9 protein-coding genes are annotated in these 12,886 nt (G+C 59.3%); 8 read left to right on the top strand and 1 reads right to left on the bottom strand.

Annotated elements, in window-relative coordinates:
* The first annotated feature begins 73 nt into the window (after positions 1–73).
* The 8 genes from Q0G85_RS04030 to dxr all read left to right on the top strand — a co-directional run bounded on the left by Q0G85_RS04030 (position 74) and on the right by dxr (position 7,943).
* Complete coding sequence (locus Q0G85_RS04030; protein ID WP_296060149.1) at positions 74–727, top strand: amino acid ABC transporter permease; 654 nt, start codon at positions 74–76, stop codon at positions 725–727.
* 24 nt (positions 728–751) lie between these two features.
* Positions 752–1,528, top strand: coding sequence for an amino acid ABC transporter ATP-binding protein (locus Q0G85_RS04035; RefSeq protein WP_297154960.1), 777 nt, complete (start codon positions 752–754; stop codon positions 1,526–1,528).
* Positions 1,529–1,811: 283 nt separating this feature from the next.
* The gene (locus Q0G85_RS04040) at positions 1,812–3,362 is read left to right on the top strand and encodes a S1C family serine protease (protein WP_297154962.1); all 1,551 of its coding nucleotides are present in this window, start codon (positions 1,812–1,814) and stop codon (positions 3,360–3,362) included.
* Positions 3,363–3,537: 175 nt separating this feature from the next.
* Positions 3,538–4,254 (top strand): UMP kinase, encoded by a 717-nt coding sequence (gene pyrH / locus Q0G85_RS04045; protein WP_158049653.1) that lies wholly within the window; start codon positions 3,538–3,540, stop codon positions 4,252–4,254.
* Between the two features lie 82 nt (positions 4,255–4,336).
* Positions 4,337–4,897: a ribosome recycling factor gene (frr, locus tag Q0G85_RS04050; protein ID WP_297154964.1), complete on the top strand. Its 561-nt coding sequence runs from the start codon at positions 4,337–4,339 to the stop codon at positions 4,895–4,897.
* A 21-nt stretch (positions 4,898–4,918) separates the two neighbouring features.
* On the top strand, positions 4,919–5,698 hold the full coding sequence (locus tag Q0G85_RS04055) for an isoprenyl transferase (protein WP_297154966.1): 780 nt from the start codon (positions 4,919–4,921) through the stop codon (positions 5,696–5,698).
* 73 nt (positions 5,699–5,771) lie between these two features.
* Positions 5,772–6,692 carry a phosphatidate cytidylyltransferase gene (locus Q0G85_RS04060; RefSeq protein ID WP_297154991.1) on the top strand — a complete coding sequence of 307 codons (921 nt, stop codon included), beginning with the start codon at positions 5,772–5,774 and terminating at the stop codon, positions 6,690–6,692.
* Between the two features lie 27 nt (positions 6,693–6,719).
* Positions 6,720–7,943 (top strand): 1-deoxy-D-xylulose-5-phosphate reductoisomerase, encoded by a 1,224-nt coding sequence (gene dxr, locus Q0G85_RS04065; protein ID WP_297154967.1) that lies wholly within the window; start codon positions 6,720–6,722, stop codon positions 7,941–7,943.
* Between the two features lie 68 nt (positions 7,944–8,011).
* Here dxr and Q0G85_RS04070 read toward each other — a convergent pair whose 3' ends face one another.
* A complete protein-coding gene (locus tag Q0G85_RS04070) occupies positions 8,012–12,652 on the bottom strand; it encodes an isopeptide-forming domain-containing fimbrial protein (protein WP_297154969.1) in 4,641 nt (1,546 codons plus the stop codon).
* Positions 12,653–12,886: the final 234 nt, after the last annotated feature.

The raw sequence follows: 12,886 nt of genomic DNA on the forward strand, positions 1-12,886 counted from the left end.
CTCCGCAAGCAGGTGAAAATCGCGGACGGGGCGACCTGTCCGCGATTCGTGTTGCAATAAGAAAGAGGTTGCCGTGGAAATTGGAACCATGCTTTCCATGCTCGGGCAAGGCTTTGTCGTAACCTTGCAGATATTCTTCCTGACGCTGGTGGGCTCGCTGCCGCTAGGCGTGGTGGTGGCTCTTGCGCGCATGAGCCGCGTGAAGCCGATTGCCTGGATCATGAAGTTCTACATTTCCGTCATGCGCGGAACCCCGCTCATGTTGCAAATGTTCTTCATCTACTTCGCTCCCTACTATATTTTCGGGATTCCCCTGAGCATGGAGTCGAAGTTCTCCGCCACGATCGTCGCGTTCATCATCAACTACGCGGCCTACTTCGCGGAAATCTACCGCAGCGGCATCCAGTCCATCCCGCGCGGTCAATACGAGGCTGCCGAGGTCTTGGGCTATTCGCGCCTCCAGACGTTCATGAAAATCGTGTTGCCCCAGGTCATTAAGAGAATTCTTCCCGCTATGGGCAACGAGATCATCACGCTGGTGAAGGACACATCGCTCGCGTTCGCCATCGGTGTGGCGGAGATGTTCTCGACGGCGAAGGCGCTCGTTGCCTCGCAGGTGAGCATGCTGCCCTTCGTGTTCGCTGCCGTCTTCTACTGGGTTTTCAACTTCGTCGTGGAAGTGGTTCTCGGGCGCGTCGAAAAGAAAATGGGATACTACCACGATTAGCCGCTGTGAAGGTGAGGTTTGGCAATGCCTGAAGATAATGTGCTGGTAAAGCTTGAGCACGGCAAGAAGAGCTTCGGTGATGTCCCGGTGCTCAAAGACATCTCGCTTGAGGTTCGCGAAGGCGAGGTCGTCGCCATCATCGGCCCGTCGGGCGGCGGCAAGTCGACGCTTCTGCGCTGCATGACGCTGCTCGAGACGCTCGACGCCGGCTCGCTTTCCTATGGGGATTTGTCCGTCGCTGCCGACAACGGGGCGGGGCGCGCCGTCTATGGCGGCAAGGATGTTTTGAAGCAGGCGAAACTTCGCTTTGGCCTGGTGTTTCAGAATTTCAACCTGTTCCCGCACTACTCGGTGATCAAAAACGTCACCGATGCGCCGATCAGCGTGCAGAAGCGTCCGCGCGCCGAAGCTCTTGAACATGGGCGCGAGCTGCTCGCGAAGATGGGGCTCGCTGGCAAGGAGGACATGGTTCCTTGCGAGCTTTCCGGTGGCCAGCAACAGCGCGTCGCGATTGCCCGCGCGCTTGCGATGGATCCCGAGGTGCTCTTCTTCGATGAGCCGACGAGCGCGCTTGACCCGGAGCTCACGCGCGACGTGCTCAAAGTCATCCGTGATTTGGCGGCTGAGCGAATGACGATGGTCATCGTGACGCACGAGATGACCTTCGCGCGCGACGTGGCTGACCGCATCGTATTCATGGACGAGGGGCTTGTCGTTGAGGAGGGCCGTGCGGTGGACGTGATCAACAATCCGCAGCAGGAGCGCACGCGCGCCTTCTTGAGCCAGTACCAGCAGGGGTAAGGTCGCCCCGCACTCCCGCGAGTAGCGCTCGTCGCGCGGGTGGGGGGAAGGCGGACTTTGCCCCACGTCCCGAGGCCCGCGTCCCGAGGCCCGCGTCCCGAGGGCCGCATGCGACACGCGGCAAAGCGAGGGCCCGAATCTCCTTGCCCCTGCGCCCCGGGGAGTACACCCAGGGGTGTATCTGCGTGGTGCAACGATGACGATTGCTCCACGTTTCAGCAGCTCTTCAGGATGTCGTGCTATGGTTTGCCCAACAACCCGATAGGGCGAAGGAGCAAACGACATGAGCGATTTCAACGAGAACAACCAGGGCGGCTTTGGCTCTCAATCTTCCAACCAGGCATTCGGCCAGGGGACGGACGGCTCGCCGACCCCGCCGAATTCCTACTACCACTACCAGGGCGCAGGTCCGGGCGGCGCGGCGGGGACAAACGCCACGGCGCCGGTCAACCCTGCGTCTCCCTACGCGCAACCTGCGGGCGCCTATGCCGCGCAGCAACCTGCGAAACCCAAGAAGAGCCATTCGGGTGCGAAAACGTTCGGAACTGCGTTTGCGGGTGCGGCACTCGCGTGCGTGCTCGTGGTCGGCGGCGTCGGCGTTGCCAACACGATGACGAGCGGCTCCCCGTCGGGCTCGACCACGGTACTCGGCGGCACGTCTTCCGCATCCACGACCGGCAGCGCGGACGAGAGCGCGACGCTTGCGGAAAGCGTGTCGCAGAAATGCCTTCCCTCCGTGGTGGCAATCGATGTGTACACCAATCAGCAGAGCGGCTATTACGGCTACAGCACCCAGAATTCCCTTACCGAAACGTCCCTCGGCAGCGGCGTGGTGCTTTCCTCCGACGGGTACATCGTCACGAATTACCACGTCATCGAAGGCGCCGATGCCCTGAAGGTCACCATCGAGGGCGAGGAATACGATGCGGACATTATCGGGTCCGACCCTAGCTCCGACATCGCGGTTATCAAGGCGAAGGATGCTTCGGGGCTGACGGCCATGGAGCTCGGCGACTCGGATGATCTCACGGTGGGCGAGTGGGTCATGTCGATCGGCAGTCCCTTCGGCCTCGAACAGTCGGTGGCGACGGGTATCGTGTCGGCTACGAACCGCTCGCAGATCATGGACAACTCCTCTGATTCCTATCAATACGGCCAGCAGCAGTCGAGCACCACGACGGTCTATACCAACATGATCCAGACCGACGCGGCGATCAACCCTGGCAACTCCGGAGGTGCGCTCGTCGACAAGGACGGCAAGCTCATCGGCATCAACACGCTGATCACGTCCTATTCCGGCAACTACTCCGGCGTCGGATTCGCCATCCCGGTGAACTATGCGGTCAACCTGGCTCAGCAGATCATCGAGGGGAAGACCCCGACGCACGCGCAGCTGGGCGTGTCCCTGTCCACGATCAACGCACAGACTGCCAAGCGCTACGGCTTCTCGGTGGACGAAGGCGCCTACATTGCCGCGGTGAGCAGCGGTTCGGGTGCCGATTCCGCTGGACTTAAAGTGGGCGATATCGTGACCGCGTTCGACGGCAAGAAGGTGTCCTCCGCGAGCGACCTCATGCTCGCCGTTCGCTCGAAGAATCCAGGTGACACGGCCACCGTCACGATCAACCGCGACGGGCAAAGCCAGGACGTGCAGGTGACGCTGGGGTCGGATGAGAGCTCGCAGTCAAGCGCAAGCTCGGGGTCTAATAGCTCGAACGGCTACGGATCAAACAGCGGCTCGCTCGAGGACCTTCTGCGCCAGTACGGTTACGGCGGCGGTTCCAGCTCGAGCGGCACGAGTGCCAGTGCGGGATCGGGCGCTCAGGCTGCATAAGGAACCTTAGGAAATGCAGGCGCGATTTCGGCCGCGCGGGGTATGGGCCCCGCGCGGCTTTTTCATCTCGGGTGACGGAAAAGGCGTGCAGTTCCGCCTCTGAGGTTTTAGCTGGGGTTCGATTCGGGTAAGATAATTCGAAATGGAAAAGACCAACGCAGAAAAAGGGGTTTCGATGGCCAACGAGTACCAGTACAAGCGTGTGCTTCTGAAGCTTTCCGGCGAGGCGCTTGCCGGCGATTTGGGTTACGGAATCGATCCGAAGGTGGTTGACGACCTGGCCGACGAAATCGCGGAAATCGTGCATGACGGCGTGCAGCTTGCCGTCGTCGTGGGCGGCGGCAACATCTTCCGGGGCGTTTCGGGCGCAACTGAGGGCATGGATCGTGCGCAGGCTGACTATATCGGCATGCTCGCCACGGTCATGAACGCACTCGCCCTGCAGGATTCCTTCGAGCGCCATGGCGTGTTCTCCCGCGTGCAGAGCGCCATCAATATGCAGGAAGTTTCCGAGCCCTACATCAGGCGCCGCGCCATCCGCCATATGGAGAAGGGCCGCGTCGTCATCCTTGCTGCAGGCACGGGCAACCCGTACTTCACGACCGACACCACCGCGGCGCTGCGCGCGTGCGAGCTCGACGTCGACTGCCTCATGAAGGCGACGAAGGTCGACGGCGTTTACGATTCCGACCCCAAGGTCAACCCTGATGCGAAGCGCTTCGACTCCATTAGCTATATGGAGGTGCTCAACAAGGGCCTCCATGTGATGGATTCCACGGCGACCTCGCTTTGCATGGACAACAAGGTTCCCATGATTGTGTTCGACCTGACCGTGAAGGGGAACATTTCTCGCGCGCTCAAGGGCGAAGCGGTTGGAACCACGGTAGAATAACAGCAACGCTTCATGCGGGGTGGCTATCCCGCATGCATTTGGCGGGCGGCAACGCCGCTTGTAGGGGATGAAAGGAGCTCAGATGAGCATCGACGACATTAAGGCACAGGCTGAGGAGCGCATGGGCAAAGCCGTTTCGGCGCTGCATGACAACTTCTCGTCAGTGCGCACGGGGCGCGCGAACGCGATGGCCCTCGATCGCATCAAGGTGGACTATTACGGGGTTCCCACTCCCGTGAACCAGATGGCCGGCGTAAAGACGCCCGATGCCCACATGCTCGTCATCGAGCCGTGGGACAAAACGACGCTGAAGGCTATCGAGAAGGCCATTCTCGAGAGCGATCTGGGCGTGACGCCCTCCAACGACGGCACGGTCATCCGCCTGCCGTTCCCCGCGCTTACCGAGGAGCGTCGCCGCGAGCTCGTCAAGCAGTGCAAGGCGTATTCCGAGGAAGCGCGCGTCGCCATCCGCAACATTCGCCGCGATGCAAACTCCTCCGTCGAGAAGTGCATCAAGGAAGACGGCCTGCCCGAGGACGAGCAGCGTCGCGCTGAGGGTGCCATCCAGAAGATCACCGACAAGTTCATCGCCGAGGTCGACGAATCCTTCAAAAAGAAGGAAGCGGAGGTCATGGAAGTTTAGTCCCCTTTGATTCGAGGTCTTTTGAATAAACCGCTAGATATCGTTTTCCCCAACCCGCCTTCGGGGCTCGACCCCGAAGCGCTCGATGCTGCGCGCATTCCCGAGCACATTGCCGTCATCATGGACGGCAATGGCCGTTGGGCTAAGAAGCGCGCGCTCAATCGTCTGAAGGGCCATAAGGCGGGAATCGAGGCGGTGCGCGAGACTATCCGCTGCGCAAGCGACATCGGCGTTCGCTATCTGACGATCTATTCGTTCTCTACCGAGAACTGGAAGCGTCCGCAAGAGGAAGTCGTCGGGCTCATGGATCTGTTCGCGAAGACGATGCTTGCCGAGGTGGACGGCCTCCATGAAGAGCATGTTCGCGTGAAAACGATTGGGGATCTGACCCTTCTGCCCGAAGAGACGCGCGAGGCGTTCGAAGAGGCGTGGGAGAAGACGAAGAACAACACGGGCATGACCTTGGTCGTTGCCGTAAATTACGGCTCGCGGCAGGAAATCATGCGCGCGGTCAACCGCTGCGCGGAAGAGTCCGCCGCCCGCGTCGCCGATGGGCTTGCCCCGCAGGAAATCTCTGCTGAGGATTTCGAGCGCGGCCTCTACACGGCGGGCATGCCCGATCCCGATTTGGTGATCAGGACGAGTGGCGAGGTTCGCCTGTCGAACTTCCTGTTGTGGCAAGTTGCCTATTCGGAGTTCGTTGTGACCGACGTGCTCTGGCCCGACTTCGATCGCTATGAGCTTCTGCGCTGCCTGCTTGAATTCCAGGGGCGCGACCGCCGTTTCGGGGCGGTGAAGTAGCGTGGCCCGCAAGGATGCCGACACGCGCGATGCGGCGGAGGAGTGGAAGCGCTCCGCTGAACGCAAGGCGAGCTTGAAGGCGGCGCGAGCAACCGACGCGGACGATGCTAGCCCGACGCGCTCGACCCGCATTAAGGACTTCGCTTACAAAAAGACGCCGCAAAAGCTGAAAAATGCTACTGACCTGCAGGTTCGTTTTCGCACGGGCGCGATTTACGTAACCTTGTGCATCGTATGCATCTTGGTGAGCGACATTTCCACGCTCGTGTTCCTGTGCGCGACAGCTGGAATCTGCGCTGGTGAGTTTTATTATATGCTGCGCGCAGATGCAAAGCTTCCTAACGAAATGCTCGGCATCATCGCCGCGATGCTCTACCCGGTAAGCGTGTACTTCCTCGGCGTTGTCGGTGCGCTGTATGTCAGCATCATCTTCTTGCTTTCGCTTATCGTCTGGTATGTGTTTTGGCTCCGAGCCCGCGTGCCCGATGTGGGCGTCAGCTTTTTTGGAGCGGCGTACACGGGACTTCTTCTTTCGGGCATCGTGGTGGTTCGCACGGCGCTGCCCGATCCGTGGGGTGGGGTGCTCGTCATCGGCATCTTCCTGAGCATCTGGGCAAACGACTCCTTCGCTTATCTGGTTGGAAGCAAAATCGGCAAACACAAGATGGCTCCGCGCGTTAGCCCGAAGAAAAGCTGGGAAGGCTTTTTCGCGGGTATCGTCGGATCGATGCTTATCTGGAGCTTGTTCACGTTTATCCCCGGTTTGAATTTGAGCCTTCCCGAAGCGCTCGGATTTGGCTTTGTCTGCGGTTTGATGGGAGTGCTGGGCGATTTGGCCGAAAGCCGCATTAAACGCAACTCCGGCTTCAAGGACTCCGGCACCATCATGCCTGGCCATGGTGGTTTGCTTGATCGCTGTGACTCCCTGTTCCTCGTGGCTATATCGTCGGCTATTCTTCTCTCGGTTTCAGGGGCAATTCCCTTCAGCTTTTAGACGTCGCTTTCTAAGAAAGGTGATTTCATGAGGCGTATCGTTGTATTGGGGTCGACGGGATCGATCGGCTCGCAGACGCTCGATGTGGTTCGCCAGCATTCCGATAAGCTCGAAATTGTGGGCCTTGCCGTGAACTCGCGCGCACGGGAGATGCTTGCTCAGGCGAAAGAGTTCAACGTCGGGCATCTTGCCGTGGGGAGCGATGGCGTTGCTGTGAGCGATATCGCTTGGGACCTGAAGGCTTTCGCCCAGACTTTTGGGGAAGAGGGCTCGCTCGGTTTCGGGATGGATGCCGTGGTCGGTTTGACGCGCCTGCCCGAGGCTGACGTGGTGGTGAACGCGCTTGTCGGGGCGGCAGGTCTGCGGGCGAGCTACGAAACGCTTAAGGCCGGGAAGGTTTTGGCGCTTGCAAATAAGGAAAGCCTCGTCGTTGGTGGCGACTTGATCATGCCGCTCGCAGCCCAGGTCGATGCTGCGCGCAGGGCTTCGGGCGTCGCCCCGGCGGTTGGGCCTGCGGGCGCCCTCATGCCGATCGATTCGGAGCATGGTGCGATTTACCAGTGCCTCCTCGGCGAAAACGAGCAGGAGGTCGCAAAACTGTGGGTTACCGCATCGGGCGGGCCGTTCCGCGGTCGCACGCGCGATGATTTGCGGGGTATCACGCCAGCTCAGGCGCTGAAGCACCCGACGTGGCATATGGGTGCGAAGATATCGATCGACTCCTCTACACTGATGAACAAGGGTCTCGAGGTAATCGAGGCGCATCACTTGTTCAACATGCCCTACGACAAGATTGAAGTGGTCGTGCAGCCGCAGAGTGCCATCCATTCCATGGTCGAATACACCGATGGCAGCGTGAAGGCGCATTTGGGGACAACCGATATGCGTATTCCCATCCAGTTTGCGCTCTCGTATCCCGATCGGTGGGAAGCGCCGGTTGCTCCCCTCGATTTCCGGACGCTGGGATCGCTTGAGTTTGCCGCTCCTGATGAAGACACATTCCGCTGCCTGGCGCTTGCTCGGCATGCGGGTTCTGTAGGCGGCACCCTTCCCTGCGTGATGAACGCGGCGAACGAAGTTGCCGTTGCGGCTTTTCTTTCCGAGCGGGGAAGTTATTTGGGCATCGCGGAATGCGTCGAGGCTGTTATGGCCGAACATGAATCACGGGGCGTGCAGAGGGTGGAGAGCATCGAGCAGCTTCAGGCATTGGACGCGTGGGCGCGCGCCGAGGCTGAGAAAAACATACGCTAGAGTCTGGTTCCCGTCGTTTTCATCGGGGACCGATGGTTCTTCGCCATCGGCCCCCGATGCGTATATCCCTAGCGCCTCCTTACTCTCTTTCGGTATGCAAGCGTTCCTACGCCGAGTGCTGCTGCCGATGCCATGAGGAAGGGGAGCATCTTTAATGCGAAGCTCATAAGCTCATCGCCGGTCTTCCCGAGGCTTTTCCCCTTTGAGGTGCCGCCGTTTATGCCGTCGGTGGGGCTGTTGTTTTCGGCGACATTCACGATGGCGTGGGCGATGCGTGCATCTTCAAGGCTTGGAGAGATGAGCGTTGCCCTGTTGGAGAACTTCGTTCCCGCGAGAGCCTCGTCAACGATATCGGCATCGAAGGTTATCGTTGCAGTGCTTCCTTTTTCCAGCGTTCCGAGGAACACGGAGAAGGTGTTGCCGTCGCTTTCGAGAGCGGCGTCAATAGGCTTCCCGTCAACTGCGATTTGAATGCTGTCGAAATCAATGGGGGCGCCGCTGGGCATCTTCATGTCCGAGATCAGCACGTTTTCGACATCGTTGCCGATTGCCGTTGCCTCGATGGTGAAGGTTGCCCGCTCGCCAATGGCGACGGTTTCCCGGTCGATGCTCTTCACGAGCTCGGCATCGGTTTTCGAAGCTGGGTGTTCGATTGCGATGACGCTTGCCGAGCTGCGCAAGCTGTCTGGCAGCGTGGGCGAGGCGAGCGTTGCCGTGTTCTCGATCGTTGATCCGACAAGCGCCTCATCTTCGGCGGTCGCCTCGTATTCGACGGAAATCTTCATCCCCGCATCCACCTTGCCGAGTTTCAAGGCGAACGATTGGGCGTCTTTGCTCTCGAAAACGGGTTCAACCTGCCTGTCGTCGATTGTCACGATCAGCGTGGCGTAATCGATGGAGATGCCTTCGGGAAGTCCTTCGTCCAAAAGGATCGCATTCTCAAGGTCGGCCTCGCCAACTTCGATTGAGATGAGATAAGGGATCGATTCTCCGACAACAACGGATTCCTCCGATGTCGATTTCTCGATGGATGCTGACGGGATTGTCTCGCCGGCAGGTGCGGTGACCTCGATGATTGCCTGCGCTGTTCGGTCGCCATCGAGCGTCGACGAGGCGAGCGTCGCGCTGTTGGCGACCTTGCTGCCGACAAGACTTTCATCGGTTATTCTTGCTGTGAACGACACTTCTGCGGTGTCGCCCTTCTCGAGAGTGACAAGTGCTATCGAGAACGCATTTCCCTGCCGCTGCACGAGGGGATTGTCGAAGACCTCGCCGTTCACTTTTGCCTCGAAGCTGTTGAAGTCGACCTCGACACCTTTCGGCAGGCTCTCATCGGAGATGACCACGTCGCGAACGGTTCCGCTAAGCGCATGGACCCTGATGGTGTAGGTGAAATCCTCGTTTAGCCGAACGGTCTGGGTGCTCGCTGTCTTTTCGAGCGAGGCGTCTGGCTTCGCTTCGATCACTTCAACGTCGCATGCGGCGCTCGACCCCGCGGCATCCCTCGCCGCTCCTTGCGCGCGGTTTACGACATGCTCGGATGCGGTGCACATCGTCGCTGCGTATTCCACGGTCATCGTTTCCCCGGCGCGAAGGGCGACGCCCGTTTGGAGGGAGAATCCGCGAGCAGGCCCGTTCTCGTCGTTGTTCCAAGTGACATTAAGGTTGCTAACGGCAGATCCGTCCGGTCCGGTGACGATGATTGACGAAGGGTCGATTTCGGCGAGCTCGCCGTTTTGGAAGGCGTCTTCGATAGCGATGTCGTGCGCGGTCGTGCCTTCCTGCGTTTGTGTGACGCAAATCGAGTAGTGGGCCGCGTCTCCTGTCTCATAACGTGTCTTGTCGGCTGATTTCGAAACCTGGAGCTGGGCTTTTTTCACTGTGATTGATTCTTTGTCGCCTGTCTGCGTGTTGGGCTCGTCGGTTGTGGCAGTCGCTGTGTTTTCGATGGTTGACCCCGCGAGGGAATCGTCGGCGATGGCGACGGTGTAATCGACGAATATGGCCGTATCGCCTTTCTCGTCGAGCGGGTTTTGGCCTTGCTCGGTCTGCTCTCCGAAGCGATAGAACGTGCGATCGGACGCGGCGTTTACGAGATTGCGATTCGTCTCAATCGTGAAGGAGGGCTTATCGCGGTCGGTGTGGATGGTGCAGCTATCGGTGATGTCGTTGCCCTCGGAATCCCAAACCTTGATGCTATCCTGCTGCAATTCGACTCCTTCCGTTTGCAGGTCGTCCGATATGACCAGGTTGCGACCGAGTGTTCCCGGCGTGTCGTTGGTCACCTTGATGCGGTAGGCCGCCAAATCGCCCACGCTGTAACTTCCGGGTGAGGCGGTTTTCTCCACTTTCAGCTTCGGCTGGTTGAGCCAAACAAGGGCGCTGTCCCGTTTGGGGGAAGCGTTGTCCGCGCTCACCGTCGCCGTATTCTCGATTTCCCATCCCGCGATGGGGGTCTGCGGATAGCAGGTATACGTAATGGTGACGGGGACGCCTGCAGGGAGATGGCTGATGAGCGTTTTGAACCCCGTGCCCGCCGATTCGGTTGCGCAGGTGACCTCGCGTTGCTCGGTTTGCCCCTGGGCATCGTCTGCTGTCCCAGTTGGATACGCGATGCGATCGGGCACGCCGGTGATGTCGACCATCGGGTCGCCTTCGCTCGTCCGCTTAATCTTGAGCCCTTCGGGAAGGCTCTCATCGCTTACGATGACGTTGTTCGCGATAGTTCCTTCTTCTGTGTTCTTGACGACGATCGCGTAGGTTATCGCCCCGGAATCCTGGTCGGGCGCGCCCATAGAGTGCTCGTATCGGTCTGCGGTCTTCTCGATGGCCAAGCTCGCCGTATTCTCCCAAATCTCGGCGGAACCGGTAGCGTCCGCGCAGTTGTTCGCGCTGGCCGTAGCGATATTCGTCTGCTTGGTGCCGTTGCCCGACGAGGCCGCTATGGCGTCGAAGGCGACATTGAGCCTGTCTCCGTAATTGAGCTTGTCGAGCGAATAGCTCCAGTGGTTGCCCTCAACGCTCGGTGCGGGAATACCCTCAATTCCCGAAGCTCGAAGCGTTTCGGGTATAAGCTTGAGCCCTTCGGGGAGGTCATCGGAAAGTGCGACCTCGCGGCATTGGGCGTTTTTCTCGCTTTGGGTGAGCGAAACGCTGAAGTGGACCACATCGCCCACCTCATATTCGTAGGCGTCTGCGCTTTTCTCTACCTGGAGCTTTGGCGGGACCAGAGACGTCTCAACGTCGTTGCTCGGGTAGGTACCTTCATTGTTCACGTGGGCGTATGCGCTATTCGAAACCGCAAGCGATCCGTCGGCGGGGTATTCGGTGAGCACCGCCTTGAAGACGAAGCGATACGTTTCGCCCTGCATGCGCATGGAGTCTTTCAGGTAGCTTTGCGAGAACTTGAACTTCACGGTGTTGCCAGGGTTGCCTCCATCGTCAGGTCCCTCATAAACGACCTCGCCCGCGTTTTCGATGAGATTCCCTTCCTCATCCGCAAGATATCCGCTGCCCTCGACGTAGTGCATCTCGTGGGGAAGTGCATCGACGATTTCGAAATCGGTGTACGAATAGCCATTTCGGCAGGTCACGCCGCGCTCGTGCACGGGGGCGCTGACGGTGTAGGTCACCGCGTCGCCAAGCGAGACCCCATCGGTCTCATCAGCGGTCTTTGTCACTTCGAGCTTGCCCTCTTCGGTGATGTCGTTGCTCGGGTTTGGCACGGTGAGAAACTCGTTCGTCATGGCGAAAAACGACTGGGCAGTCGAATGGCTTCCCGTCCAAGTCGACGTGAACGAAAGCTCGATAGGAACTCCCTTGTTCGACTCGGTCGTGTCGAAATAGGCTCCCACCAGGCCAAGCTTGTAGAGGGGGTCGCTCGGGTCGGTGCTGATGGCGCCGTGCTCGTCCCCGACGCCGCCGCACGCGTAGTCGGGCGACGAGACAATGCTTTGCTCTTGGTCGATGGAAAGGAAGTCGTTGTTGGCGACGACCTGCGCGAGCGAGACGGCGCCTCCGAAGCCGAATTTCTGTCCGACATCCAAATCGATGCAGGTCATATGGCCTTTTATCTCGTAGGGATCGTCGGTTCCCGCATGGAAGAACGCAACGCTTACCTTAAGGTCGGTCAAGCCCACGGTATAGAAATTCAGGTTTTCGATGAGCGAGCCTGTGCGTTGATAGTCGCAGTTCACGAACACGCCAGGCTGGAAGGTGTCGTAATCGGCACCTTCTTCGTATTCGCCCCAGCCTGACTCGCCGTTCGACATGACGGGCTCGACGTAATTCCAGTCGGAAAGCGTGACGACGGCGTCGACCTTGTCGTTTTGGTAGCTTGCGCCGGTGTAGCGGAGCGCGAAGCTGCCTTTAGGTGTCGCGCTGTCGATGCGCGCAGCAAACCCTGAGTCGTCAGGCGAGGCTAGCTCGTCGTAGTCCCGCGGGTAGAATTGCTTGATATTCGCTTCGTTTGTGAAGCCGCGCACAATCTCGACGTCGGTAAACCCGATGCCCCAGTTGTACCCCTCTGGCGTGAAGGACTCCTCTGGGATGTATTCGATAGGGACCTTGCTTGCCGCCTGCGCGATCTTGGGTGCGCAAAGCGCGGTTGCCGGGGCAAGTCCTACGATGAGGACGATTGCCAGGATGATGCGAATAGCCTTTTGCTTTGTGTGGCTGGGTGGCGAGGGAAGCGCTCTTGAGCTAGCCATAAGAGCCTCCTCGCACATCGAGTTCAAAGAATGGGCTGTTCATAATGCTCCTTTCTCGCGAAGTGCGCTCAGTGCGCCGGGGAGATTGAGCATAGCGTCGCGTTCTGGCAGGCAGATTGCGCGAACCTTGTCGTTTTGCCACGCGTTATCTGCACGCAGGAAGCCGCAAATACCTTAAGGACGCTCAAAGATTAGGCGCCAAATGCCTCGGGGTGCCCAAAGATTAGGCGGCGA

Source organism: uncultured Ellagibacter sp., assembly GCF_934617235.1.
Lineage (GTDB): Bacteria > Actinomycetota > Coriobacteriia > Coriobacteriales > Eggerthellaceae > Ellagibacter.

Coding starts and splice junctions, on each gene's coding strand:
- Q0G85_RS04070 (WP_297154969.1), bottom strand. CDS start 12,652: ATGGCTAGCTCAAGAGCGCTTCCCTCGCCACCCAGCCACACAAAGCAA.
- pyrH (WP_158049653.1), top strand. CDS start 3,538: ATGGCCAACGAGTACCAGTACAAGCGTGTGCTTCTGAAGCTTTCCGGC.
- Q0G85_RS04035 (WP_297154960.1), top strand. CDS start 752: ATGCCTGAAGATAATGTGCTGGTAAAGCTTGAGCACGGCAAGAAGAGC.
- Q0G85_RS04040 (WP_297154962.1), top strand. CDS start 1,812: ATGAGCGATTTCAACGAGAACAACCAGGGCGGCTTTGGCTCTCAATCT.
- dxr (WP_297154967.1), top strand. CDS start 6,720: ATGAGGCGTATCGTTGTATTGGGGTCGACGGGATCGATCGGCTCGCAG.
- frr (WP_297154964.1), top strand. CDS start 4,337: ATGAGCATCGACGACATTAAGGCACAGGCTGAGGAGCGCATGGGCAAA.